The following is a 20,130-nucleotide window of genomic DNA, read 5'->3' as shown; positions in this document are numbered from 1 at the left end:
CGGGTTTATCGGTCATGCGCGTGTGCCTCGAAATGAAATGGGGTGACCTTCAAGTGCCGGATGAAACCGCAGCTTTCCCGAGAAGCGCGCCACACATGGATGCTTGGCAAATAACTTCACGCTGATGCGCTGCGCATTGGCGTGCTGCAAATGGCCTTGGTAACTGGCCACGATGGATGCCAGCTGCCTTACGTCAGCTGGCTCTGCAACGAAGCCGACGGAAACGGCGTGCTTTCGTTCCCACGCGTGCAGCGCCTCTGCTGCATGCTGCAGCACGCGCTTGCGCACACGAGTATGGGTGGGATAGACGACGTAACCCAGAAAGTCGATACCGCTGCTGAGCGGCCGCAGGCGCACGTCTGCCTTGAGCTTCAAGCCCAACCTATCGGCCAGGAACGTCTCGATCTGGACCTTCCAGCGTTCAAGCTGGGAACGGTCATGGTGGACCAGAACGAAGTCGTCTACATAGCGCAGATACCGCTTCGCTTTCAGCTGGTGCTTGACGAACTGATCCAGAGCGTCGAGGTAAACGTTGGCGAAGAATTGCGACGACAAGTTGCCGATGGGTAACCCGCAACCCGGCGCCGCATTCTCCAGACGCTTGTGCGGCGGTACGAGCGCGCGTTCCGCAGCGGTCGACCGATAGATAATGCCCTGGCTCTCCACAGGCCGGCGTAGTAGCGCGTGCACGGAACGCATGGCAACGTGGGGTAGGCCAGCGCGAGTCAGGCGTGCCTTGAGCATCCGGTAAAGCGTTGGCCGGTGGATGCTGTTGAAGAAGTTGTGCACATCAAGCTGCAGGTACCAGCCCCCACCCTGGCCGGCATGCACCTGGCGCACGAACTGTTTCAGGCGATTGACTGCCTTATGCGTGCCTTTGCCGCGGCGGTTGGCATAGGAGTCGTGAATGAACGTCGGCTCGTAGATCCGCTCAAGCTGCGGTACAAGCCAGTGATGCACCACGCGATCCGAGAAGTCCGGTGCGTGGATCTGGCGTGCCTTGGGCCGTTGCGCGATAAAGCAGGTTGCTGGCGCCGGCGACCAGGTGCCAGCGGTGAGATGGCTCTGCAGCGCGATGAGGTTTTCAGCCCAGTGCGCCTCAAACTGCAACTGGTTACGGCTTGGTCGTTTCCTGCGTCGTGCAGACCGCCATGCATCATGGAGAGCCCGTAGGCTCACTTCACCCCGACACTCACCGGCCGGCGCCGCGACCCGCACCGGCCGCGCGCGAAACTTGTTGTTGGCGTTGTTGTTGTTCACGTTGCCGTTGTTCATGTTGACGTACCAAAACGAGCGGGAATCGCCCGTATCCCCAGGCACTTGCAACCCGGCAACGCATCCGTGTGGTAGCGCAGCTTCGTCATGAATTGACCTCACATTTCGAGGTGTCCTGGGTACTCAGTGTCTTGGCGCGCTGTCCACGCGCGTGCGCGTAGCCATTCTGGCCTTTAGGGTGAATCTGCTTGTGCCATCCACCGACTTGCTGACCCAATTGGATGGCGTTGCGCATCAGCTCGGAAAACTGACCGAAGCTGGAAAACAATCGAAGGTTCTGACCCTGCTGGATTGCGAGCTTCAGATCGTCAACCTGATCCACCAACTGCTCTAAGAGCGCACTGCGTTGCGCCGGCTTGCGTGCGGCACGATTCGCAGTGGTCAGGACATTCCAGGCGTGCTTGCGCAGCTCTGCGCCGAACGTATAGCGATGTGCGCGCTGGAACCTGGCCGCGGCCTGCTCGATATCCCGAGCGAGGCCTTCGGCCAGCCTGACGGCGGGTGGAAGGTTGAAGGTCATGTCAGCTGCTTATTGGCCAAGAGCCAAGAACTGACCGGCCGGCGCCGCGACCCGCACCGGCCGCGCGCGAAACTCGTTGCTGGCGAGGTCGTTGCCCACGTAGCCGTAGTCCATGCCGACGGACCAAAACGAGCGGGAACCGCCCGTTTCATTCAGGGTCCACTGCGTTTGCTGGCACAAGTACCAGTCGGAGACAGCGTCCGGATAGAGATTGGGATCAGCAGCCGGCCCGGTGCGGGTGTAGTCGACAGCATGCACGGCCTGCGGGACGTCGGGAATTGACCAGTCCTGGTAGCCCGCGAAATCCAATTCCTTCGCGCGCTTGATCAGCGTGTCCGGCTTGGCGCTCTTATCGAAGCCCGGAGCGTTGATCGCTTCCATAAGTCCCGTAAGCGGGTCGTAGACGATGGCATGATCGGTCGCATCGGCATCCAGCTGCACAAGTGCGGCACTGTATTTCGCGCGGTCCTTGTAGAGCTTTGAGAAGTCAACGACCAGGCCGTCTCGAGTGGTGACGATCGTGCCACTTGCGGCGGGTGCCGAAGTTTCAGCAACTGCGTTCATGAGATTTCCTTGTGTGTGAGTTGCGCGGCTCAATGAACCGTGTTTACAAAGGAGCGATTACTGACCGGCCGGCGCCGCGACCCGCACCGGCCGCGCGCGAAACTCGCCGTAGGCGCTGAGGTCGTACACGTAGCCGTTGAGCAAGTAGACGGACCAAAACGAGCGGGAATCGCCCGCTTCGCCTTCGGTCCACTTCGTTTGCGTGGACGTCCAAACGTATTCGCCATGGGTTTTAAAGATGCTCGGCAAGCACGGGTTATGCAGCTTGCGATCAACAATGGTCAGCATCTGCTCGTCAGATGGCATGAACCAATCGGAGAAGCCGCCGACCGTGATGCTCTTGCAGAAGAGATCGGCTTTGTCCCAATCCAGCTTGTCGGATTCATCGTTCCACCACATCAGTCCTGTGCGATGGTCCATGACCGCCTGACCGTCCAGAACGAGTTCGAAGCGCTCTGCGGGCTTGATCACTTCGTTGGCCGACACGTCGATGATCGACGCCGGCAAACCATTGGGCGCCACCCTGATGATGGCCTTTTCGATGTGAATCGAGATGTTCGAAGGATTCATGTGTCTACGTCCTGGTGGTCGGCACACCGGTGCCGAACCTCTGGATAGTGGTAGCCGTGTCCGAGCTTGCACGTGCCCATGCCGGCGAAAGGGTTGTGGTTGTCGCGGATGAAGAACTGGCAGTTGCTGCAGGTGACGCCGTATTGCTGTTGGCTTTGCTTAGCCACCTTTGCGCTCACGCGATCAAGATCCAAGCACCACTCGGCAAGCTGTTGATCGTGGTTGCGTGAGCGCAGCATCTGGTTACGCGGCGATCGGCGCCGGCGTGAAAAGGGAAATGCGTTCCTGCAGCACATCGGCGTAACTCGACATGCACATGTACTGCTGCTCGAGCAGAAGCTTGGTGTGCTCGTCACGGTGCTTGAAGGTGTCGCACTGCATGAACATCGACAGCTTGCCGATCTTGTCTTTCAGTTCCACGAGTTCGGCGACGACACGCTGCTGCCACGGTTCCAGGTGACTGATATCGCCAAGTGGCCGGTAGGCTTCCTCGAAGGTGTCTTTCGGCGACCAGCTTTTGTAGCCGTCCGCGTACTTCACGGCGTAACCATCACGACCTTGCTGGTTTTCCGGCCATGCAGTGACGATCTTGGTACCGACATACTGCTGCGTCATGGAAGTTCCTTTGCCGGCGAGCGCCGGCGCATTGTGTTGGGTATACGGCAGTGAGTTTTCTTGAGTGGCTCGGGACACGACGCACAAACAAAAAACCGGGCTCTCTCACTGCGGTTAAGCACGTCGCACGCATTGCTGCGCAACTCACTGCCGTACAAGGAAGCCGCCTGATGTGGTTTCCATCCACCCATAGCAAGGTAAGTTCCATCACCAAGCGGCTCGCTTGTGTCCTCTCTATGCCCAGGAAGGGACTGCTGGGTGATGGCCTACCGAGGTATTGCCAGATGCTCCGTCGGAGGTGCCGGTATCCATCACTGCCGGGGTTATTGGCGCCACTGGCCGGCTGGGCGCATCGCACCGTCGAAGCGACTACGACGGTGCGGACGATGCTTTGCGGCGGCGGACGTTGCCGGGGGCTTTGTCGTTGCGGGGACCATGCTTGATCACGTGCCGACTTCCGCTCTTATCGGCGTGACTGATGACGCCCGCTTCTGCCATAGCCTCAATCAGCCATGCGGAACGGTTGTAGCCGAGCTTCAACGCACGCTGCAGAGCAGAGATGCTGGCCTTTCCAGACTCGCGCACGAAATCGACAGCCTTGGCGTACAAAGGATCGTCGGCGCCGAGACCCGTAGGTTTCGTTTCCGGCACCATTCCTTCCGGCGCGTCTTGCTTCTGCATGTGCAGCGGCGCATCCACCTTCAACCCAAAGACCTGCTCGAAGGCCGACAGCAAGCGCTGTAGCTCTAACGTCATCAACGCGAACTGCGCGTCATAGAGCGAGAGCGTGTCTTCGTGGCTGTCGCCCAGTTCTTCGTGGACCACATCCAGAAACCGCAACTTGCGCACCACCAGGTCATCACCCAGCACGAAGCTGATGCGCTCATCGAACACCAGGCCAAGCTGAAAGACCTGCTTGCCGTTGCGCAGGTGTTCCTTGACTTCCTCGCTATCGAGTTCCTGGCGCGAGCACTTGGCGATGGCACCACTACTGGTGGCCGGATCGCGCAGCAAGCACTCGTCACCGAGCGCAAAGCCGCCGGGTAGGTCGCCGCTGGCCAGCCAATCGGTCATCAGCACGCGCGGGCTTTCCTCCGGTGCCAGCAGCACTACGGGAAAGCTACCCAGCGCTTCGCGTACCAGATGCACGACATGCTCCGCGTGCTTGGCCGTCGGCGTATCAATCACAAGCCATCCATGCTTCACATTCGCATAGGCGCGCGTACGGCTATGGCGAACGAAGGCGCGCGGCAGCAGTAGGGTGAGCGTGTCTTCCTTGATGCGCCGCCGCTCGCGGCCGCCGACCGTGCGACCTTCTTCCTCGGCGATCTGCTGCACCTTGCGCTGCACTTCGTCGTTGACCACCACCGCCGGCAGCAGCTTTTCGTTCTGGCCGCGCGCGAAGAGGATGCAGTCACCCACGATGTGCGTGAACGCATCTTCGACGCTGGCGCCGAGCGGCGCGACTGATCCGAAGGTACCTGTCTCCATGGGGCCGACATCGCGCAAGGGGTGGTTATCCAGCTCGAACGTGATGCGCTTGATGTCGGCGGCGACATCCGGGTGCATGCGGTAAAGGAACAGGTTACGGAAGAACATCCGTCATTCCCCTTGGGATTCGATAGGCAACTGCGCTTGCGGCGCAGGCACGTGGACTTTGCGTGGCAGCTTGACCGGCTGCCGCCCGAACATCGCCGCGATGCGATCCGACCAGGGCCTACGGTGCGGATACTTGGTGAGCACCGCCCGCGCGCGGCCGCCGCGATCACGATGTGCTGGAGCCATTTCCCAGCGTCGCCGCGGGCTGCCTGCCGGATGCTTGCCACGCCTGCGCCAGTGATCGACGACGGCGTACCAGCCAAGCACCGCACGCATCGCGCGGTTCTCGCGACGCAGCCGGAGTAATGTCCGGAAGCCCGGCATCAGGCCGCCACCGGCGTTGCGCGTGGAACGATCGCCAGGACATCGCGGACAGCCCATGCATCGGCAGCGGGCTGCATCGCGCGGAACTTTGCCGTCCGCACACCGCATGCCGCACATTCGACGTGATACAGCTGCGCGTTGTTGCCGCTGGAAAGGATCATCTTCGCTTGGTGCCCCGGGAAGCACACCTGCAGCGGCGGGTGCTCTTTCACTTGCTGCTCGATCATCGCGGGATCCTCCGCGTGGGAAAGAAAGGTGTGGCCGTCGCAAACCGTGGACGTACAGGGGGTGACATCCACGTGGGAGGCAGCCGGGCAAGCGGCTGGCGACGGCCACAAAACTGAAAAGGGTGCATGCAGCCAACGCTCGAAGGCCTCCGCACTGGCGTGCGCGACATCGGCCTGATGCATGGCGGACATGTCGGCGAGGCAGAGCGTGGTCATGACTGCGCCTCGCTGAGCTTGATGCCGCAGAAAGGGCAGTAACTCATGATCACGTCCGGCGCCTTTTTCGAGCGCACGCTTGCATCGACCTTCTCGGTGCGCACGAAGTAGACGAGCGAGATCTGCGATAGGTCTTTGGCCACACCGAAGCCCGTCGCGATCTTCGCGTTGAACGGCTCCAGCTTCTTGTTCATTTGCTCGAAGCAGGTGCACTTGGTCATGGCGCAGCTCCGAATACCCGAATAATTGCATCGGGATTCCAGTGGGCTTCGGAACGAAGCTTCCTTAGCGCACGCGCCCTTGACATGCCAGCCTTGCTAGCGAAAGACAGAAGATGATCATCGGAAAGCGATTCAACGAGGTGCTTCGCCATTTCTCTCATCTGGCGGCGCTCTACTGCGAGCAAAGCCAAGACTTTGCGCTCTTCTTTGCGCGCACCTCGCTTATAAGCATCAAGCTGAGCATCGATATTGCCGCGCTTGCGAAGGGGAACGTTGACGATTGCCATATCTTTGGTCATGGCGCAGCTCCGAAGCGGGCACCGACCTCGCTAGACCAACGAATCAGACCTAGGCTTGTTATCCCTGAATCAACCATCGCGAGCAGTGCTTTTTGCGAATGGATCAACTCAGCGAAATCTGCCCTCGCCTGCAGCAAGTTCTCAACATGCCCGGTATCGCCACTCGCGCGTAGGTCGGCGATGACGGCGTCAAGGACTGCCAATTGATTTGCCCTTTCGTCCGGCCGACTCATGACACATCTCCGGAATCGCGAACCAATGTCGTTGCTTCGACTTTTCCCGGCATTGGAATACCGAAGAACTCCGCGACCTGGGCGACCTGTGCTTCTGGAAGGTCGATGCAGGTGTTTCCAAACCAGATAGCTTGATAGCCTTGCGCAGCACTATGAATACGCAAATCCGTAGGATTGATCACGCTGAAGCCCAGCGAACGGTGCAGATGTTCGTGGTGACGCAAGTCACCTGAAAAACAAGTGCCCCACTCTGTTTCGTGTCGCGCAAGCATGAGTGTGATCTGCGGCAGGATTTCCAGCTCAAGAGATGTTTTGCTCACAGCGCACCCCCGAACTGCCCCACCAGCACGATGACCGTGCCCAGCACCACCATGGCCAAGCAGAGGTTGAACACCGGGCGGCTGACGGACTGCTCCGCGAGCTCAGGCTCATCCAGCACTACCGGCAGTGGGGTAGGGATCGGCACCTCGACGGGCGTTTCATACCTGTCGTGGCATTCGTTGACCGGTAAACAGGCATCCGTGAACATCGGATCGCATTCCCCAAGCGTTGGCTTGAGGGCATTACAACAAATGTTGTTTCTTGTTGTCAACAAATGTTTTCGATGTTTCGTTGCCTTTGTTGTAAGTCGTTGAAAGTTGACAACCTATGTTGCATTGAAGGGCGTTAAGGTCGCCATTCAGGCTGCTGGCGCCTATCCCGTTTTCAGGAGACAACCATGGATCGTGCAGTGAAGGGGAGTTTGATTGCCTTGGCTTTGGCTACTGCGTTAGGAGCGTCTGCGCTCGTATTTGCAGGGGATTCGCAGGATCTCGGTTCGAATCTGCCGGCGCGGCCCGACGTAAGCGCAAGTCCGCAGTTCCACGTGTATCAGTGGTTGCGCAACGGGGTCACCTACATCCAGGTGAACGACATCAACAACAACGTGGATTTCGCCGTCGCGACTGGTGGTGGTGAAGTGTTGGTGCTACCGATTGGCCATCCCGAGCTGGTGAATGTTGCTCAGTCTGCTTCGGCCTCTGGCCAGTCGATCTACGCCAGCACTGCGGTGACCATCAGCCAAGTAGCGGGTAGCTTCATGGTCGTGGCGGGAACGCCAACCACGTCCAGCGCACCGATAGCCACGGCCCCAACGATGACGACGGACGCGCTTTGCAGCAATCCTGCTGATTGCTCACAGGCAGTCGCCAGTCCAACTCATTGATTTTAGATACCGCGTAGCGTGATGCCCACTGTGGGTCGTAGCTTTTTGCGGTGATCGTGGAAAATCCCTTTATAGGTTTGGGCGAGGCCTCGGACCTGATCAAGTTCACTGTTGGGAGGTGGGAGCGGAGGTAGATTCCCCGCTCCAGCCCATACGCGTACGACCAGCGATACATTGCGGATGGCTCCGTTCCGAACACGCAAGCGCATAGCCACTCGGTAAGCGCGGTTATCGCGGCACATCAGCATCACCAGGTCATACGCCACGCGATAAATCAGCACCTCGATCTCATGAGGGAGTTCCACTGTCACGCGTGGCATCCTCACGGCGTACGAGATGTTTGCATCATGGAGCGCCTGAGCGATCGGACCCGAGGCCAGAGCCATGTACAGACCGTGTGTTTCGAGCGGCCTGATTTCCATACCTGAGATGATTTCGCGCACTTCCCTGCGAACCATACCGGTGCCTTGCCATCGGAGTAGGGCGCTGGCGGATGGCTGCTGTTCGACCTGCAGGAGATCGGCGGCCTGCTCGGTATAGGCCTGCAGGACCATAAAGGCACGCTCCACCTGGGATGCCGCGCGGCGCACCCGGCTTTCGCCCCACAGCAGGTTTTTGCGCGCCAGTGTCTCGAAATGCTTACTCTCACCGGCGAGAGCATGCGATCTGTTTCGATGCTCGGTCAGTGACGCACCAAGGATCAGCATGGCGGTCGTTACTAGCGCCATCAGCACCTGGGATTCCAGCAGATCGGTGTCAGTCGCCCTGGGCATGCTGCCTTCCAGTGCGAGATTCGCCAGCACCGTGGTCACCACGGCGCCGGTCCATCCATGGCGGACGGTGATCCATACGCACGGCGCGAACATCAGCAAGCAGACGATCGTATGGACTTCGCGGGAACCTGTGAGCCAGTTAATCGCGAGGAAGGCTCCAAGAATCCCTGCAGTCGCCACTGCCAACTGTTGCACGTGCTTAAAGTCGAATTGAAGATCCAGCACGATCCGCATGCCGCGGCGCCGGCGCGACAGTGACCACGTGACGAGGGCCGGTACGATCAACAAGATGCCCAGGTAGGTCCCAAGTATGAACACGGACGCCCACCATACATTGCCCTGGGGCAATGGCTTCACCTTGTCAGAGTAGGTGATCAAGCCCATGGTAACGATGCCAGTAACGCCGTTCAGTACGGACGCAAGGCCAGCGGTACGGAGCAGTTTGTTGATCAGTCTGGAAAGGCTGATGTCGCCACCGAGTTGCCCGTCGAACCGGAACATCGCAGCGGGCGCCAGAGTACTGAGGGGAGGGAACACCATGGCTGCGGCAAACCAGGTCCAGCCTAGATCGTGAATGGCGCCTTCGCGGTAATACAGAGAACCCAGCGCGTCGCCGGCCAATATGTAGGGCCACAGACGGGTAGGGAGCAGCAAAAGAGCTGCTAAGCGCATGCCAGCCGGTAGCTGGCCGTAAATCACGGACGGGTCGGCGTGGATTACCGAGCATTCGCGCACGGCAACGTACAAAAGAGCGTAACCAATGGCTAGCAGCAAATCCTTCTTGCCAATCGTGCGCATACCTGATCCGGTCGTGGCGCGCGAATTGTGAGCTGCGCGATTAGAACGAGGTTCTTCCTATGCGCCCCACAACTCGCCCCCCTATTTGCAAGCTGTCTAATTTCGCCTCTGCAAGCTCGACCGAGTATTGATTGCCGGTCAGGCGAACAGCTCTATCCCCTAAGTTCGTGACCCGGCGCACCATGGGAATTCTCCCCAACTTGCACACGTAGAGCCCATCGACGTCGGTGTCCTTGACGTCAGTGTCCACGAACACGAGGTCCCCTTTTTCCACTTCGCCTCGCATGATGTCGTCCGGGTTGGTGTACACCCGTATCCCGCTGGACATCAATTTCGCAGTGCTATCACCCAGTAAAATCGACGGAATGTCAATGAAGCGTGTATTTTCTTTTGAGAAGTCGGGCAGGTAGAAGAAGCGGACGGAGTCGCCCACCGCCGCAGGTGCCTCGCCCTCGCCCGAGAGCCAACTCACCCCGGTCGGCTCGCGAACAGCTGGCGCCACCACGCGCGCTTTCCCTTTGAAAGGAGGCGCCCCCTCGCCAAGGTTGATCCACTCGTACGTCAGGCCTTCCACGCCCTGCTCGGATGCCCAGTCCTGGAGCAGGTTAACGGCCCGGTGCGTGAAAGCTTGATCCCGGTAGAGCCAGTTCGTGATCGATGACGAGCTGATGCCCGGGTATTTGGATACGTCCTTCCGTTCCTTGCCGGCCAGGCCGAGCAAGTAGTTCCAGCGATCAACAAGGGTCAGTTGGCGTTGTGGTGACGTCATTTGTTGATTTTTGTTGACGTCACCCCACGGGTGCAAGGAAACATTTGTTTCGACGATTGCATTTGTTGACAACATTTGTTGTATGCTCCGCGGCATGAACCCCATTGAACGCGTCATCGTCATTTTCTCCACTCAGATCGCCCTTTCCCGGAAGGTCCCCTGCAGCCCGCAGGAGATCAGTCGCTGGAATGCGGCCGGGAAGGTGCCCCGGAAGCGGGCGCCGGCGGTTGCGAAGGCTGCGCTGGAAGAAATTCCGGCAGCGCTGGCGCGCGGGATCGATCCCGACATAGCACGCCCGGTTTCGGTTGAAGCGCTCGTGAAGGGCTTCGAGCAAGCCGCTGGGCAGCCGTACGAGAAGGCTGCGCAGGTAGCCGCGAACGGCCAGGACTACGGGTAAGGGCTCGGTCGGCAGCGGACTCGATGGCCGGGTGGGTTTGTTGTTGCGGCACGAGTCCGAGAAGCAAAGGAAGGGTCCAGATCACAGGTTTACGACGGTGGGCGGCCGTAACAACCGCCCTTCAGGGGAATAAAACATGCATGTCTCAACCCTCCGCAATCCTCAGATACAGGAAGAGGCGAGTAGCGAATCGCTAAGTCGGCAGCCCGCAGGACAGAATGATCACGACCTCCGCTGCTTTGCTTCGTACGAACTCTTAGCAGTCGCAACCAATTCAGAAAATCGCTCGGTTTTGCTGCGGGCAAAGTATTCGAAGGTTTCGTTGCGTTGGTGGGCATCGATTGCCGCCTCAATCTTCCGTTCCGTAACTTCCCACCAGTTTTCAAGTTCCGCTCCATTCGGATGGGAGCGGATGAGCATCACAACGATTTCTTCCAGCACGGCGACTCTTGCTTGGAGCGCTAAAACTGCGCGCTCATACCCGGCAACAAATTTTGCAGCGTCCATGACTCCCCCTCGTGGTGGTGTGGTTGATTCGCACCTTTCACGCTACCACGGGGGAGGGGTCACCCACAGGGAAGGGTGGCATGGAGGGTATGCCCATGCGGCGTAAGGCATTCCCTCAGGTGGAGCACTGTGCCGAGCTGGCGGCGGACAAGATGCGCCGCCTGTTTCAGCTCACGGAAATAGTCGGAGCCATGCGTCCGCTTGCTGCTGCAAGGCCTCGATTGTTCCTTGTGTCATCTCAGGGGGAGTCTGATCCCGGTATCCCAGATCACCCAGAAATAGCAACCGCTGTGAAAGGGCTGCTTGAAACTGCCGCTTTAGCAGGTCGGGTTGGGGGTGCGAAGCAATGAGTGCTTGCACGAAGCAATCCAATGCAACGTTGGTGCCCTGCAGTTGCAGGACGGTTTCCATAACGACCGTCAGCGACTGCAGCGACGAATGCGGCAAATCCTTCGAATCCTTTTCCATGGTGACCTCTGATGGCTGGGTGAGTGCCTCGCAACCACAAACCTACCATCACGAGGTCACCGCCTCACGCCGAGAGGAATGCCGTCGGCTTGCGCTGGGACTTATGGAGCGCCGGCGGCAGGCGGAAGTGGCGGCGTGCCTGGCGCGGTGGAGGGCGGCGTCGTGAAAGCTGCAGAGATCAGGGCTCTCTTTCCGGATGAGGCGTCGCTATGCGACATGTTCATCCGCGACATGCGCACCATGGGCGGCTGGACCATTTATCCGGAAACAGCAGACTTCGACATTTTGCTGGTGCGCGACGCGACTGGCCATCAGCTCGGCGTTGAAGCGAAGCTGCAGCTCAATGCGAAAGTGGCTAGTCAGATTCTTCCAGCTGACCGAATGGGCCATCCGGGCCCGGATTTCCGCGCCGTCATCGTGCCATGCATCACCGAATCGAACGTAGGCATTGCCGAGATGCTTCGCATCCTTGGCGTGCAGGTATTCGCACCCGACACGCGCTACCTCGGGAAGATGCAATTTACCCTGACCCGCCACTACGGACAAAAGGACGCGCGAGCGTTCGATTCGACCGCTGGCAAACTCATGGACTGGGATCTGGCATGGCATGACTGGAACCCGGCGAAGCGCTGCGAACTGCCCTCGATAGTTCCTGATGTCCGTGCGGGCGTTCCAGCACCGCTTCGCCTGACGCCATGGAAGATCGGCGCACTTAAGGTGCTTGCCGACCTTGAACTCGATGGCTTCGTCACGGCCAAGAGTGTACGAGATCACAACGTTGATGCGCGGCGCTTCTGTGCATCGGACGGCTGGCTGAAATCGCTCGGCAATGGCCGCTGGGGACGCGGGACCGTTCCTGCTTTTGATCAGCAGCATCCCGAGGCATACGCACAGATTCTTGCTGACGCCAAGGCAAAGCGAGAGCAATCCGCATGAACACTCCCCGTCGGAGGCCCCATGCCAAAAGGCCGTAAGCAGCACGAACTACCTGCGCAGGTGCTCGCCATGCGCATCTTGCTGGACGTGCAGCAGCACGCAAAGCGCCATCCCGATTTCTTCCTTGCGGAGCTGGCGGCCAAACTCTCCGCTAAGTACACGATCAGCCGCGCACAGGCCTGCAGGTTGACCTGGTGCGCCATGGACGTGCTGTGCCTTCCGTACGTGCCGTGGATGGAGCGCCGGCGGCGGTTTGGTGAGTTGCTGGCCAATCGCAAAGCAGAGGCGCGCGGGCGTCGCCAGGTAGTTCGAGGTGCATATGTGGCGTGACCTTCTCTTCCCAACGTTCCGCATCAGAAAGCTGCAGCGCGAGCTTCGGCAGGCCCAATCGCTGGCGCTGCACTACCAGCAGAAGTACCTGGCGAAGATCGACCAGGAGTTGGCGGAAACGTACCGCGCCCTCTTGGGCGTCCTGGGCAACGCCAAGATGCGCTCCGCCATCGCACCGAATGAAGGCGTTCGCGCGGACTGGGAGCGCATCGCCGCCAAATGCCAATCAGAGATCGATCGCTGCGAGCAGCGTCGCCGCGAGATCGCAAACGTGCTCCAGCAAGCGGAGGACATCCATGTGGCTTGATACCGAATGGCAGCAGCACGGCCTGGACGCGCTGCGCGCGACGCTGGACGTCGACACACGCCAGCGCAATGAAATGATCCAGTTCCTGATGGACGAAGGCTTCTGGGACGCGGAGAAGCTGTCCTGGGATGGCGCCATCGCACGCTGGAACGATTGCCTCAACCCGGGCAAGAACAGTTTCTTCAAGATCGGCGAGTTGTGGGCGCTGACAAAGCGCTTCGGCCGTCACGATCTGTTCCTGGCAATGGCCGAAGACCTGGGGTACGAAGTGCGCCTGCGCCCCACGGAAGAGCGCCGGCAAGCGCTGGTGGCGCAGCTGGTGGACGTGCTCAAGCGCAACGAGGCGGCAATCAGCGCGGCCCGCTCCGAGCTCTCCAGGCTGCACAGCGGCGATACACCGTCACCGGGTACGCGTGGCTCCAACAGCGTCGTGCGTTTCCGCCAGACCGACGACGACAGCATGCCGGGGAGTTTCTGATGGCAGAGGAATGGATCAAGGTGCGCACGAAGCTGGCGCGCGACGGTCGCCTCAATGTCATGTCACGCACGCTGCGTAACATATGTAACGCTCTCGGCGTTACATCCAACGTTGCATGGAGCACAGCGATGCTCGGATCGCTGGTGAAGTTATGGATGCTGGCGGACGAACATGCCGACGAGAGCGGAGTTATCCACGGCTATACCTCCGAGGACGTGGACAACTATGTCGGGTTCGATGGCTTCTGTGCAGCGCTCCCGCCGGAGTGGATCAACCTCACCGGCGAGTGGGTGCAACTGCCTGATTACACGGAACATAACGGCAGTACCGGCAAGACGCGTGCGCAGACGCAGAAGCGCGTCAAGAAGTCGCGTAACGGTAGTGGTGCTACGAATGTAACGCACGAAGCGTTACAGAATGATCGTGCAGAGCGTTACAACGGTAACGCTGACACCGTTAGCAAAACCGTTACCAGAGAAGAGAAGAATAGAGAAGACTCACTAGGTAACTCTTCTACGAGAGCAGAGATCCCTGAACACACGGACGCGAGTGCGCGCGCTGTGGTCGAAGCCTGCAAGGTGCTTCGCAAGCTGGGGATGCTCGACGTGCAGCCACAGCGTCCCGAGCTGCTCGACCTGGTCGGTCGTGGGTGCACCGTGGAGCAGATGGCGCTCACCGCCGCCGAACTGGCGCTGAAGTCCGCAAATTTCTTCAACGACACCGACCTACACCCGGAGCTGCTGGAACTGTTCGCCAGCGGCGCCACGCAAGCGCAGATGCTCATGACCCAGGAGCAATACACCCGCCTTCGCAACTGCGTCCCGAAGCTTCCCTACCTCGCTGCCACCCTGATCGGCCGCGCCAAAGACGCGGCGCGCCTTGGAGAATCCCATGGATCAGCAACGACAAGCACCGCCTTTCAAGCCGCGCACGCAGACCTTCAGCGCGGTGGGCAACGTGGTCGACCGGAGTCTGCCGCAAGCCGGGCTGAGCGCGCACGACGGGAAGGTGACGCGCGTGACGAAGCAGCCGTCCAGCGATCTGCGGGATTCGAATCTGCGTAGCGGCGAAGCACCGGAACCGCTAACGAATCGCACGATCCGCCACCTGTGGTCGAAGATGGTGTCGATCTACGGTCACCGCTGGGTGTGCAACTACAGCGATTTCGCCGAGCATCCGGATGGCACGCTCACGGACGCTGGGAAGGTCTGGGCGGTGGGCCTGGCCGGCATCACGCCAAAGCAGGTCGACGCCGGTATCACAAGTGCGCTGATGGGAGCGTACCGCTGGCCACCGACGCTCCCGGAATTCCGCGCACTGGCGCTGGGTGTTCCGACACTCGCCCGCGTGCAGCTGGTGATCAGCAAACCAGATCTGCAGACGGAAGACGTGGCCGCATTCTGTCGCCTCATGTGGCGCTTCATAGATTCGCACCGGCTGGCGCGCGCGGACATCGGCAAAGCGACGCGGATGATCTCCGATGCATACGACTACGCACTGGAGTACCGCATGAACCTTGGCGAGCTACCGCCGCCACCAGCGGCATCGATCACCCGCCAAGCGCCAGAGCGACCGACTCGCGCGAGCGCAGAAACTGCCGAAGCACACGCGGATCGCATCCGCCAGATCCTGGGCATGCACGACCCCGAAACCACCGACGAACCGACACAAACCGAGGCGACGCCCAATGAGTGAACTGCGCAACCAACTCGTCCTCGCCGCGGTGCGCCGTGCGGGCAAGAGCGTCACCAGCGTGGAGCTGCTGCCGTTGATCGAAGGCTTGGCGACCAACGCCGGCTGGCAGGAACACCAGCTGCAGGATCTGACGTTGCGTTCGATCGGGCGCCGCTTGGCCAATCTTCAATCGCGTGGCGAACTGCGGGCATGCGGTACCGGCCTGGACGCGCGTGGCAACGCTACCACTCCGTTGTACGAACCCGCCGATGGTGTCTACAACCCGGAAGCACCAATCCCTGAGCCGCCTGGCCAAGGTGAGGCAGAAGCAACCATGCCAGCTGCTCCGACAGCCGTCGCAACATCCACTGCAATGAGTGACGAATCGCCATTTGCCGACAAGGATCATCGCCAACTGCTGGAGGTATTGGAGGTGCAAGACATGGCACTCGCATGCGTTGCCCGTTTCATACGGGACATGCAGGCGATCAGCGAGCAGGCGCGCCGGCGATTGCTGGCGGCTGGACTGGAGCCGCAGTCATGAGCACTTTGGACAATCCAAACACATTTTTCGGCGAGCTGTGTCGAAGCGTATTTACGTCGACAGATCAGCGCATTGTTGGAACTTTTCAAGCACAAGAGAGGGAGGCAAACGTATTCATAGCGATGGGCTGGAAGGACACAGGAAAGGCAAGATTTGGGCGTGACATGAAAGTAAAAGTTGTCCTCCGGTGGCCAACATGAGTGTCATCCCAAAGCCACGTCTAAAGCCCGAAGGAAGCCGATGGAGAATTACTGGCCCCATAGGTAGCAGACACACATCTTTCACGGATATTGATCCAGAGCGACTTTATTGCCGCTGGTTGGCAATCGCCGCGACTTGCCGGGTGCACGAAATATCCAATTTCACCCATCACGACAACGTCTATGGGTTAGTTCCGCATGCGTAACGTTCGCGCCCGCAAAGACGACAACCATGACGAGATCGTCACAACTTTCCTCGCCACCGGCTGCTCCGTTGCGGAGACGATCGCCACCGGCATTCCTGGCTTCCCTGATCTAGTAGTGGGCTGCATGGGCGTTGATCACCTGGTGGAAGACAAAAACCGCAAGACGCGCTACGGCCGCGCCGGGCTCAACGCCAACCAGCGCAAGTTTGCCGACAGTTGGCGTGGCGGAAAGGTGGAAGAGGTTGGCACGCCCGACGACGTGATCGCGCTGGTGCAGAAGTGGAGAAAGCCATGCTGAAGCGAACACCACTCAAGCGCGTCACGCCGCTACGCACGAAGATGCGCTGGGTAAGCCGCAAGCGCCATAGCTCACCGCCACCTGCGCCGCACGATGAGCTGCGCTTCGCTCGCATGCGCCGGATCGGTTGTCTGGCCTGCCGCATGAACCACTTGCGCGGCATCGCGACAGCCACATTCCGGAAATCGGACATCGAGATCCACCACATTCTCAGTGGCGGCCGGCGCATCGGCCATGAAGCCACCATCTGCCTGTGCCACTACCATCACCAGGGAAAGCGCCTGCCGTTTCGGCACGAAGGCTACAAAGCGCAGGCCGAGATATTCGGACCTTCCATGGAGCGCGATCCGCGCTGGTTCCGCGCCATGTACGGCAATGAACTGGATCTGCTCGAGCAACAGAACGCGCTGCTGGCGGGAGAGCTATGTCCTGCGTGACCACCTTCGACACGTATGTCCGCCGCCGGCTCGATGCGTGGGGTACGGAGTTTCGCCTGAATCGTGACGGCGACTTTCTGGGTTACCCCAGCAAGAACATCCTGCAGATCCTGCGCGAGCACGCCGGCGAAGTGCCGGAACGCACGACCGGACGCAAGCCGCTTCTGATCCCTGCGCTCGAATGGCAGATGGAAACGATCGTGCATGACCTGCACGTCGACTACCCGCATCTAGGTTGGACGCTACGCGCGTATTACTGCGGCAGCGGCCGTGTTGGTGTAGAGCGGCTTGAGGCCCTGGAAGCGATGCTTCAACGCAAGGTCGGCAAGCGTGCGTTCTTTGCGTATCACAACATCGGCTTCCATGCGGTAGCCGGATCACTGCGCGCAATCGCCAAGAATTTTTCGTGAGGTATTGAGTGCGCACTTTTTTCCATGTAACTTGTTCACCGTGACGTTGCTCGCTTAAAGCACAGGTTTACCACTATGTAAGCCACAACTTCGCAGACTTCTACAGAATTAAGCAAAATTCAGCAGAATTAACCCCAAAAGCCCTGAGCGCATCGCGCTGGGGCTTTTTCATTTCTGGAGCATCCATGGAAACCACGAACGAAAATGCTGGCGCTTCGCCCCTGCATCAAACCGAGGTCGAAGCCAAAGACAACGTGCACGCCGCTGGCACCGACGTAGCGGCTGCAGCGAAGGATGCCGTCGAGGTTGGCAAAGACGTTGCTGCTGGCAATGTCGGTACGGCCACTGCGGATGCCCACGGCGTGCTGACCGAGATCGAAAACGCATGGCATGCGCTGGAGAATGTGCCGGCGGAAGTCGGATCGTGGTTCAAGACCAAGTTCGAAGAGCTGCGCGCGAAGCTCTGACCCATTTGCGGCGCATGCACGCGCACATTCGGCCCTGTCGATAGACACTGCCGCGCCTTGGTGAAAGGTAACTATTCCCCTACCGCTGGCGCTCAAGCGCCCACCTCGCGCACGCCGCAATCTTATCCGCACGCATGAACGAATACATCGACCTCATTGAGCACGCGATGCACGTGCTCAATGACTTCCTGTCGACGCCAACCGGCTTGCGTGCGCTCGTATTCGGCCTGGTGCTCAGTTGGCTGGGGACTCAACTGATCAAGTTCGCACCGACGATTCAACAGCTGGCAGACCGGGATAACCGACTGGGCGTGCGCGCGATCGCGTTCGCCATCGGATTCATCACGGTGTTGGCGCTTTGGCCAGCGCCATGGGCGCCACGCATTGGTCTCGCCTGCATCGTCGGCCTTGCATCGCCGCTGATCTACAAGGTCCTGGTGCTGGGCGCCTACCACTTTGCGCCTTGGCTTGAACCGAAGCTTTCGGGCAAGCCAGGAGAGCCGACTCATGATCCGGAGCTATAACCATGTCGAAGCTCACAGCCGAACAGCGGCATCACATGAAGTACTCGGAGTTTGCGCTGCCAGGCGACCGATTCCCCCTCAACGACCAGAGTCACGACCGCGCGGCCATCAGTGGTGCTTCCCGGGCCTATCACGCCGGCAACATCAGCAAGGCACAGGAAGAAACCGTCGACCGCAAAGCACGCGCGAAGCTCAAACACCCGCGATTCAAGTGATCGGATCGAAACAGGGGGCTTGCATGGATCCAGTCAACGACGCGGCCAACAGACCGCTTACGTCGGGCCAAGTGCGTGAACTGGTGAATACACCACTGGTGCAGATCATGTTGCACGTCGCCAAGGTGCTGGCCGGCGCGCTGATCACGGGTTCGATCTGCCTTGGTGTCAGCTACATCAAAGAAATGCGCGACGACCTCAAGCAGGGATCGCAACAAATCCAGGTTGAGGCCAAAGCCCAGGCCATTACCGAACACGACGTGCAGGACCTGAAAACGGTCACGAACGAAACAGCCCAACTTCTGCGCACGGTCAGTGACCAGACGCTTCACAACACGGACGACATCAAGGTGCTCCAGGAACGCATGGTAGATCGAGATAGGAAACGATGAACACGCCTGATTTACGGCCGCGAGGCGTCCGCAACAACAATCCAGGGAACTTGGAGAAGGGACAGAAGTGGCAGGGACTTGCACCAGCATCGCAACAGACGGACCCGCGATTCTGCGTATTCACCGCGCCGGAATGGGGTATTCGAGCCATTGGCGTGTGCTTCCAGACGTACCAACGCCGCGAGGGTCTCAAAACCCTCCGTCAAATGATTTCACGTTGGGCACCTGATAACGAAAACGACACGGACGGCTATGTCCAGGATGTAGCCAGGCGAACTGGAGAAGATCCTGACAAGCCCATCAATGTCTTGGACCTTTCGATTCTCAAGGGAATCGTGCTGGCCATCATCTGGCACGAGAATGGTGAGCAACCCTACTCGCAGAACCTGATAGATCAGGCCATAGCGCTCGTGGTGGGCGGGTGATGCTTCTCCGCGCCGACACTCAACCATTCGCTTCCTTCGCGCTGCGCGATCCTGATACGGGTGTGATACGTCTTGGCCATATCGCCGCCACCCGGAGCGAAGCGGAGAAGTTACTGGCGAAGCAGCGTATCCATATGCCGCACCACGGCCACCTCGAAATCATACCCATCGAGATCACGGTAAAGGAGAAGCGCGCATGAGCACCGCAACCTGGTGGCTTGTCGCAATCCTGTTTGCGCTCATCGCAGGCATGGGCATCGGTTACGAGATCGGCTCGGGTATCGCCGCCAAAAAGGAAGTGGCCACGGCGAGCAAGGAAACGAAGGCCGTAGTGAATGACGTCGACAAGCAGGCCGCTGCGCAGCACGCCGACGAAGTGGCTCAGCAGCAAGCGTCCCAGCAGTTAGCCGTGGATCAAAGCAGCCTGACGGATTGGGACCACACGCTCCACGTGGAGATCGACAATGCCCAGTTTCAATCGAAAGACTTGCCACCGCAGGTGGGTGTCGTACCCGTTTGTTCGGCTCCTGATCCTGTCCACACTCCTGATTTTGTGCGGCTGTACCACGCAGCCACCCTTGGTGAAAGTCCCCCAGCTACCGCCTCCACCGGCGCCCGCTGAGTGCACGAAAGCGGAGATCGAGCTCTACCCGTTGGTGCTGAGTGATCTTCCGCTGGATTTCCTTGACCTGACTCTGAAGCAGCAAG

General features: G+C 59.6%; 37 protein-coding genes and 1 pseudogene. 20 read left to right on the top strand and 18 right to left on the bottom strand.

The annotated features are described in order from the left end of the window. Positions 1-12: 12 nt before the first annotated feature. The 4 genes from V7M64_RS02590 to V7M64_RS02575 form a co-directional block, all read right to left on the bottom strand. A complete protein-coding gene (locus V7M64_RS02590; protein ID WP_333676803.1) occupies positions 13-1,275 on the bottom strand; it encodes an RNA-directed DNA polymerase in 1,263 nt (420 codons plus the stop codon). A gap of 85 nt (positions 1,276-1,360) precedes the next feature. Further along, the gene (locus V7M64_RS02585; RefSeq protein ID WP_333676801.1) at positions 1,361-1,795 is read right to left on the bottom strand and encodes a four helix bundle protein; all 435 of its coding nucleotides are present in this window, start codon (positions 1,793-1,795) and stop codon (positions 1,361-1,363) included. Positions 1,796-1,804: 9 nt separating this feature from the next. Beyond that, the gene (locus tag V7M64_RS02580) at positions 1,805-2,359 is read right to left on the bottom strand and encodes a DUF1566 domain-containing protein (RefSeq protein WP_333676800.1); all 555 of its coding nucleotides are present in this window, start codon (positions 2,357-2,359) and stop codon (positions 1,805-1,807) included. Positions 2,360-2,416: 57 nt separating this feature from the next. Next, complete coding sequence (locus V7M64_RS02575; protein ID WP_333676799.1) at positions 2,417-2,929, bottom strand: DUF1566 domain-containing protein; 513 nt, start codon at positions 2,927-2,929, stop codon at positions 2,417-2,419. A gap of 56 nt (positions 2,930-2,985) precedes the next feature. On the opposite strand from V7M64_RS02575, the gene V7M64_RS02570 reads away from it, so the two are divergent. After that, positions 2,986-3,159 carry a hypothetical protein gene (locus tag V7M64_RS02570; protein WP_333676798.1) on the top strand — a complete coding sequence of 58 codons (174 nt, stop codon included), beginning with the start codon at positions 2,986-2,988 and terminating at the stop codon, positions 3,157-3,159. Between the two features lie 13 nt (positions 3,160-3,172). Here V7M64_RS02570 and V7M64_RS02565 read toward each other — a convergent pair whose 3' ends face one another. The 10 genes and pseudogenes from V7M64_RS02565 to V7M64_RS02520 form a co-directional block, all read right to left on the bottom strand. Continuing rightward, the gene (locus tag V7M64_RS02565; RefSeq protein WP_333676797.1) at positions 3,173-3,544 is read right to left on the bottom strand and encodes a hypothetical protein; all 372 of its coding nucleotides are present in this window, start codon (positions 3,542-3,544) and stop codon (positions 3,173-3,175) included. A 369-nt stretch (positions 3,545-3,913) separates the two neighbouring features. After that, positions 3,914-4,198 carry a DNA translocase FtsK gene (locus V7M64_RS02560; protein WP_333676971.1) on the bottom strand — a complete coding sequence of 95 codons (285 nt, stop codon included), beginning with the start codon at positions 4,196-4,198 and terminating at the stop codon, positions 3,914-3,916. A gap of 48 nt (positions 4,199-4,246) precedes the next feature. Continuing rightward, a pseudogene (locus V7M64_RS02555) lies at positions 4,247-5,143 on the bottom strand (recombination-associated protein RdgC); the annotation flags it as partial. A gap of 3 nt (positions 5,144-5,146) precedes the next feature. Beyond that, positions 5,147-5,467 carry a hypothetical protein gene (locus tag V7M64_RS02550; RefSeq protein ID WP_333676796.1) on the bottom strand — a complete coding sequence of 107 codons (321 nt, stop codon included), beginning with the start codon at positions 5,465-5,467 and terminating at the stop codon, positions 5,147-5,149. Then, on the bottom strand, positions 5,467-5,910 hold the full coding sequence (locus V7M64_RS02545; RefSeq protein ID WP_333676795.1) for a hypothetical protein: 444 nt from the start codon (positions 5,908-5,910) through the stop codon (positions 5,467-5,469). The genes V7M64_RS02550 and V7M64_RS02545 overlap by 1 nt, the downstream gene beginning before the upstream one ends. Next, positions 5,907-6,104: a hypothetical protein gene (locus tag V7M64_RS02540; RefSeq protein ID WP_333676794.1), complete on the bottom strand. Its 198-nt coding sequence runs from the start codon at positions 6,102-6,104 to the stop codon at positions 5,907-5,909. The genes V7M64_RS02545 and V7M64_RS02540 overlap by 4 nt, the downstream gene beginning before the upstream one ends. A 23-nt stretch (positions 6,105-6,127) precedes the next feature. Next, entirely contained in the window at positions 6,128-6,430 is a 303-nt protein-coding gene (locus tag V7M64_RS02535) for a hypothetical protein (RefSeq protein ID WP_333676793.1), read from the bottom strand. Further along, the gene (locus tag V7M64_RS02530) at positions 6,427-6,663 is read right to left on the bottom strand and encodes a hypothetical protein (protein WP_333676792.1); all 237 of its coding nucleotides are present in this window, start codon (positions 6,661-6,663) and stop codon (positions 6,427-6,429) included. Before V7M64_RS02530 ends, V7M64_RS02535 begins: the two co-directional genes overlap by 4 nt. Further along, positions 6,660-6,983, bottom strand: a complete 324-nt coding sequence (locus V7M64_RS02525; RefSeq protein ID WP_333676790.1) for a hypothetical protein — start codon at positions 6,981-6,983, stop codon at positions 6,660-6,662. Before V7M64_RS02525 ends, V7M64_RS02530 begins: the two co-directional genes overlap by 4 nt. Then, entirely contained in the window at positions 6,980-7,192 is a 213-nt protein-coding gene (locus tag V7M64_RS02520; protein WP_333676789.1) for a hypothetical protein, read from the bottom strand. Before V7M64_RS02520 ends, V7M64_RS02525 begins: the two co-directional genes overlap by 4 nt. 189 nt (positions 7,193-7,381) lie before the next feature. Here V7M64_RS02520 and V7M64_RS02515 point away from each other — a divergent pair, with 189 nt between their 5' ends. After that, positions 7,382-7,867 (top strand): hypothetical protein, encoded by a 486-nt coding sequence (locus tag V7M64_RS02515; RefSeq protein ID WP_333676788.1) that lies wholly within the window; start codon positions 7,382-7,384, stop codon positions 7,865-7,867. Between the two features lie 2 nt (positions 7,868-7,869). Here the strand turns inward: V7M64_RS02515 and V7M64_RS02510 are convergent, their stop codons facing one another. Together V7M64_RS02510 and V7M64_RS02505 are read right to left on the bottom strand one after the other, a co-directional pair. Further along, positions 7,870-9,438, bottom strand: coding sequence for an MASE1 domain-containing protein (locus tag V7M64_RS02510; RefSeq protein WP_333676787.1), 1,569 nt, complete (start codon positions 9,436-9,438; stop codon positions 7,870-7,872). 40 nt (positions 9,439-9,478) lie between these two features. After that, positions 9,479-10,282, bottom strand: coding sequence for a hypothetical protein (locus V7M64_RS02505; RefSeq protein WP_333676785.1), 804 nt, complete (start codon positions 10,280-10,282; stop codon positions 9,479-9,481). A gap of 19 nt (positions 10,283-10,301) precedes the next feature. On the opposite strand from V7M64_RS02505, the gene V7M64_RS02500 reads away from it, so the two are divergent. Next, entirely contained in the window at positions 10,302-10,604 is a 303-nt protein-coding gene (locus V7M64_RS02500) for a hypothetical protein (protein ID WP_333676784.1), read from the top strand. A 222-nt stretch (positions 10,605-10,826) separates the two neighbouring features. Here the strand turns inward: V7M64_RS02500 and V7M64_RS02495 are convergent, their stop codons facing one another. Beyond that, complete coding sequence (locus V7M64_RS02495; protein WP_333676782.1) at positions 10,827-11,111, bottom strand: hypothetical protein; 285 nt, start codon at positions 11,109-11,111, stop codon at positions 10,827-10,829. A gap of 171 nt (positions 11,112-11,282) precedes the next feature. Beyond that, positions 11,283-11,579 (bottom strand): hypothetical protein, encoded by a 297-nt coding sequence (locus tag V7M64_RS02490; RefSeq protein WP_333676781.1) that lies wholly within the window; start codon positions 11,577-11,579, stop codon positions 11,283-11,285. A 162-nt stretch (positions 11,580-11,741) separates the two neighbouring features. On the opposite strand from V7M64_RS02490, the gene V7M64_RS02485 reads away from it, so the two are divergent. The 17 genes from V7M64_RS02485 to V7M64_RS02405 all read left to right on the top strand — a co-directional run bounded on the left by V7M64_RS02485 (position 11,742) and on the right by V7M64_RS02405 (position 20,044). Then, positions 11,742-12,515 carry a hypothetical protein gene (locus V7M64_RS02485; RefSeq protein WP_333676780.1) on the top strand — a complete coding sequence of 258 codons (774 nt, stop codon included), beginning with the start codon at positions 11,742-11,744 and terminating at the stop codon, positions 12,513-12,515. 21 nt (positions 12,516-12,536) lie between these two features. After that, complete coding sequence (locus V7M64_RS02480) at positions 12,537-12,845, top strand: hypothetical protein (protein WP_333676778.1); 309 nt, start codon at positions 12,537-12,539, stop codon at positions 12,843-12,845. Then, on the top strand, positions 12,835-13,152 hold the full coding sequence (locus V7M64_RS02475) for a hypothetical protein (protein WP_333676776.1): 318 nt from the start codon (positions 12,835-12,837) through the stop codon (positions 13,150-13,152). Before V7M64_RS02480 ends, V7M64_RS02475 begins: the two co-directional genes overlap by 11 nt. Beyond that, entirely contained in the window at positions 13,142-13,630 is a 489-nt protein-coding gene (locus V7M64_RS02470) for a hypothetical protein (RefSeq protein ID WP_333676775.1), read from the top strand. The genes V7M64_RS02475 and V7M64_RS02470 overlap by 11 nt, the downstream gene beginning before the upstream one ends. Then, positions 13,630-14,694, top strand: coding sequence for a hypothetical protein (locus tag V7M64_RS02465; RefSeq protein ID WP_333676774.1), 1,065 nt, complete (start codon positions 13,630-13,632; stop codon positions 14,692-14,694). Before V7M64_RS02470 ends, V7M64_RS02465 begins: the two co-directional genes overlap by 1 nt. Beyond that, entirely contained in the window at positions 14,648-15,325 is a 678-nt protein-coding gene (locus tag V7M64_RS02460) for a hypothetical protein (protein ID WP_333676773.1), read from the top strand. The genes V7M64_RS02465 and V7M64_RS02460 overlap by 47 nt, the downstream gene beginning before the upstream one ends. Continuing rightward, positions 15,318-15,848 (top strand): hypothetical protein, encoded by a 531-nt coding sequence (locus V7M64_RS02455; RefSeq protein WP_333676772.1) that lies wholly within the window; start codon positions 15,318-15,320, stop codon positions 15,846-15,848. Before V7M64_RS02460 ends, V7M64_RS02455 begins: the two co-directional genes overlap by 8 nt. A 398-nt stretch (positions 15,849-16,246) precedes the next feature. After that, positions 16,247-16,552, top strand: a complete 306-nt coding sequence (locus V7M64_RS02450; RefSeq protein ID WP_333676771.1) for a hypothetical protein — start codon at positions 16,247-16,249, stop codon at positions 16,550-16,552. Continuing rightward, positions 16,546-16,989: a Ref family recombination enhancement nuclease gene (locus tag V7M64_RS02445; RefSeq protein ID WP_333676770.1), complete on the top strand. Its 444-nt coding sequence runs from the start codon at positions 16,546-16,548 to the stop codon at positions 16,987-16,989. The genes V7M64_RS02450 and V7M64_RS02445 overlap by 7 nt, the downstream gene beginning before the upstream one ends. Next, positions 16,986-17,399 (top strand): hypothetical protein, encoded by a 414-nt coding sequence (locus V7M64_RS02440; RefSeq protein WP_333676769.1) that lies wholly within the window; start codon positions 16,986-16,988, stop codon positions 17,397-17,399. Before V7M64_RS02445 ends, V7M64_RS02440 begins: the two co-directional genes overlap by 4 nt. A gap of 185 nt (positions 17,400-17,584) precedes the next feature. Then, on the top strand, positions 17,585-17,866 hold the full coding sequence (locus tag V7M64_RS02435; protein WP_333676768.1) for a hypothetical protein: 282 nt from the start codon (positions 17,585-17,587) through the stop codon (positions 17,864-17,866). Between the two features lie 134 nt (positions 17,867-18,000). Further along, the gene (locus V7M64_RS02430; RefSeq protein WP_333676767.1) at positions 18,001-18,390 is read left to right on the top strand and encodes a hypothetical protein; all 390 of its coding nucleotides are present in this window, start codon (positions 18,001-18,003) and stop codon (positions 18,388-18,390) included. 2 nt (positions 18,391-18,392) lie between these two features. Further along, complete coding sequence (locus V7M64_RS02425; RefSeq protein ID WP_333676766.1) at positions 18,393-18,605, top strand: hypothetical protein; 213 nt, start codon at positions 18,393-18,395, stop codon at positions 18,603-18,605. 23 nt (positions 18,606-18,628) lie between these two features. Next, positions 18,629-18,997, top strand: coding sequence for a hypothetical protein (locus tag V7M64_RS02420; protein WP_333676765.1), 369 nt, complete (start codon positions 18,629-18,631; stop codon positions 18,995-18,997). Continuing rightward, positions 18,994-19,422 carry a structural protein gene (locus V7M64_RS02415; RefSeq protein WP_333676764.1) on the top strand — a complete coding sequence of 143 codons (429 nt, stop codon included), beginning with the start codon at positions 18,994-18,996 and terminating at the stop codon, positions 19,420-19,422. Before V7M64_RS02420 ends, V7M64_RS02415 begins: the two co-directional genes overlap by 4 nt. Next, on the top strand, positions 19,422-19,622 hold the full coding sequence (locus tag V7M64_RS02410; protein WP_333676763.1) for a hypothetical protein: 201 nt from the start codon (positions 19,422-19,424) through the stop codon (positions 19,620-19,622). The genes V7M64_RS02415 and V7M64_RS02410 overlap by 1 nt, the downstream gene beginning before the upstream one ends. After that, a complete protein-coding gene (locus V7M64_RS02405; RefSeq protein ID WP_333676762.1) occupies positions 19,619-20,044 on the top strand; it encodes a hypothetical protein in 426 nt (141 codons plus the stop codon). Before V7M64_RS02410 ends, V7M64_RS02405 begins: the two co-directional genes overlap by 4 nt. Positions 20,045-20,130 lie beyond the last annotated feature (86 nt).

The organism is Dyella sp. (genome assembly GCF_036746095.1).
Classification (GTDB): domain Bacteria; phylum Pseudomonadota; class Gammaproteobacteria; order Xanthomonadales; family Rhodanobacteraceae; genus Dyella_B.
The sequence above is the reverse complement of the archived record's forward strand: the minus strand, read 5'-3'. Positions and strand labels throughout refer to the sequence as shown.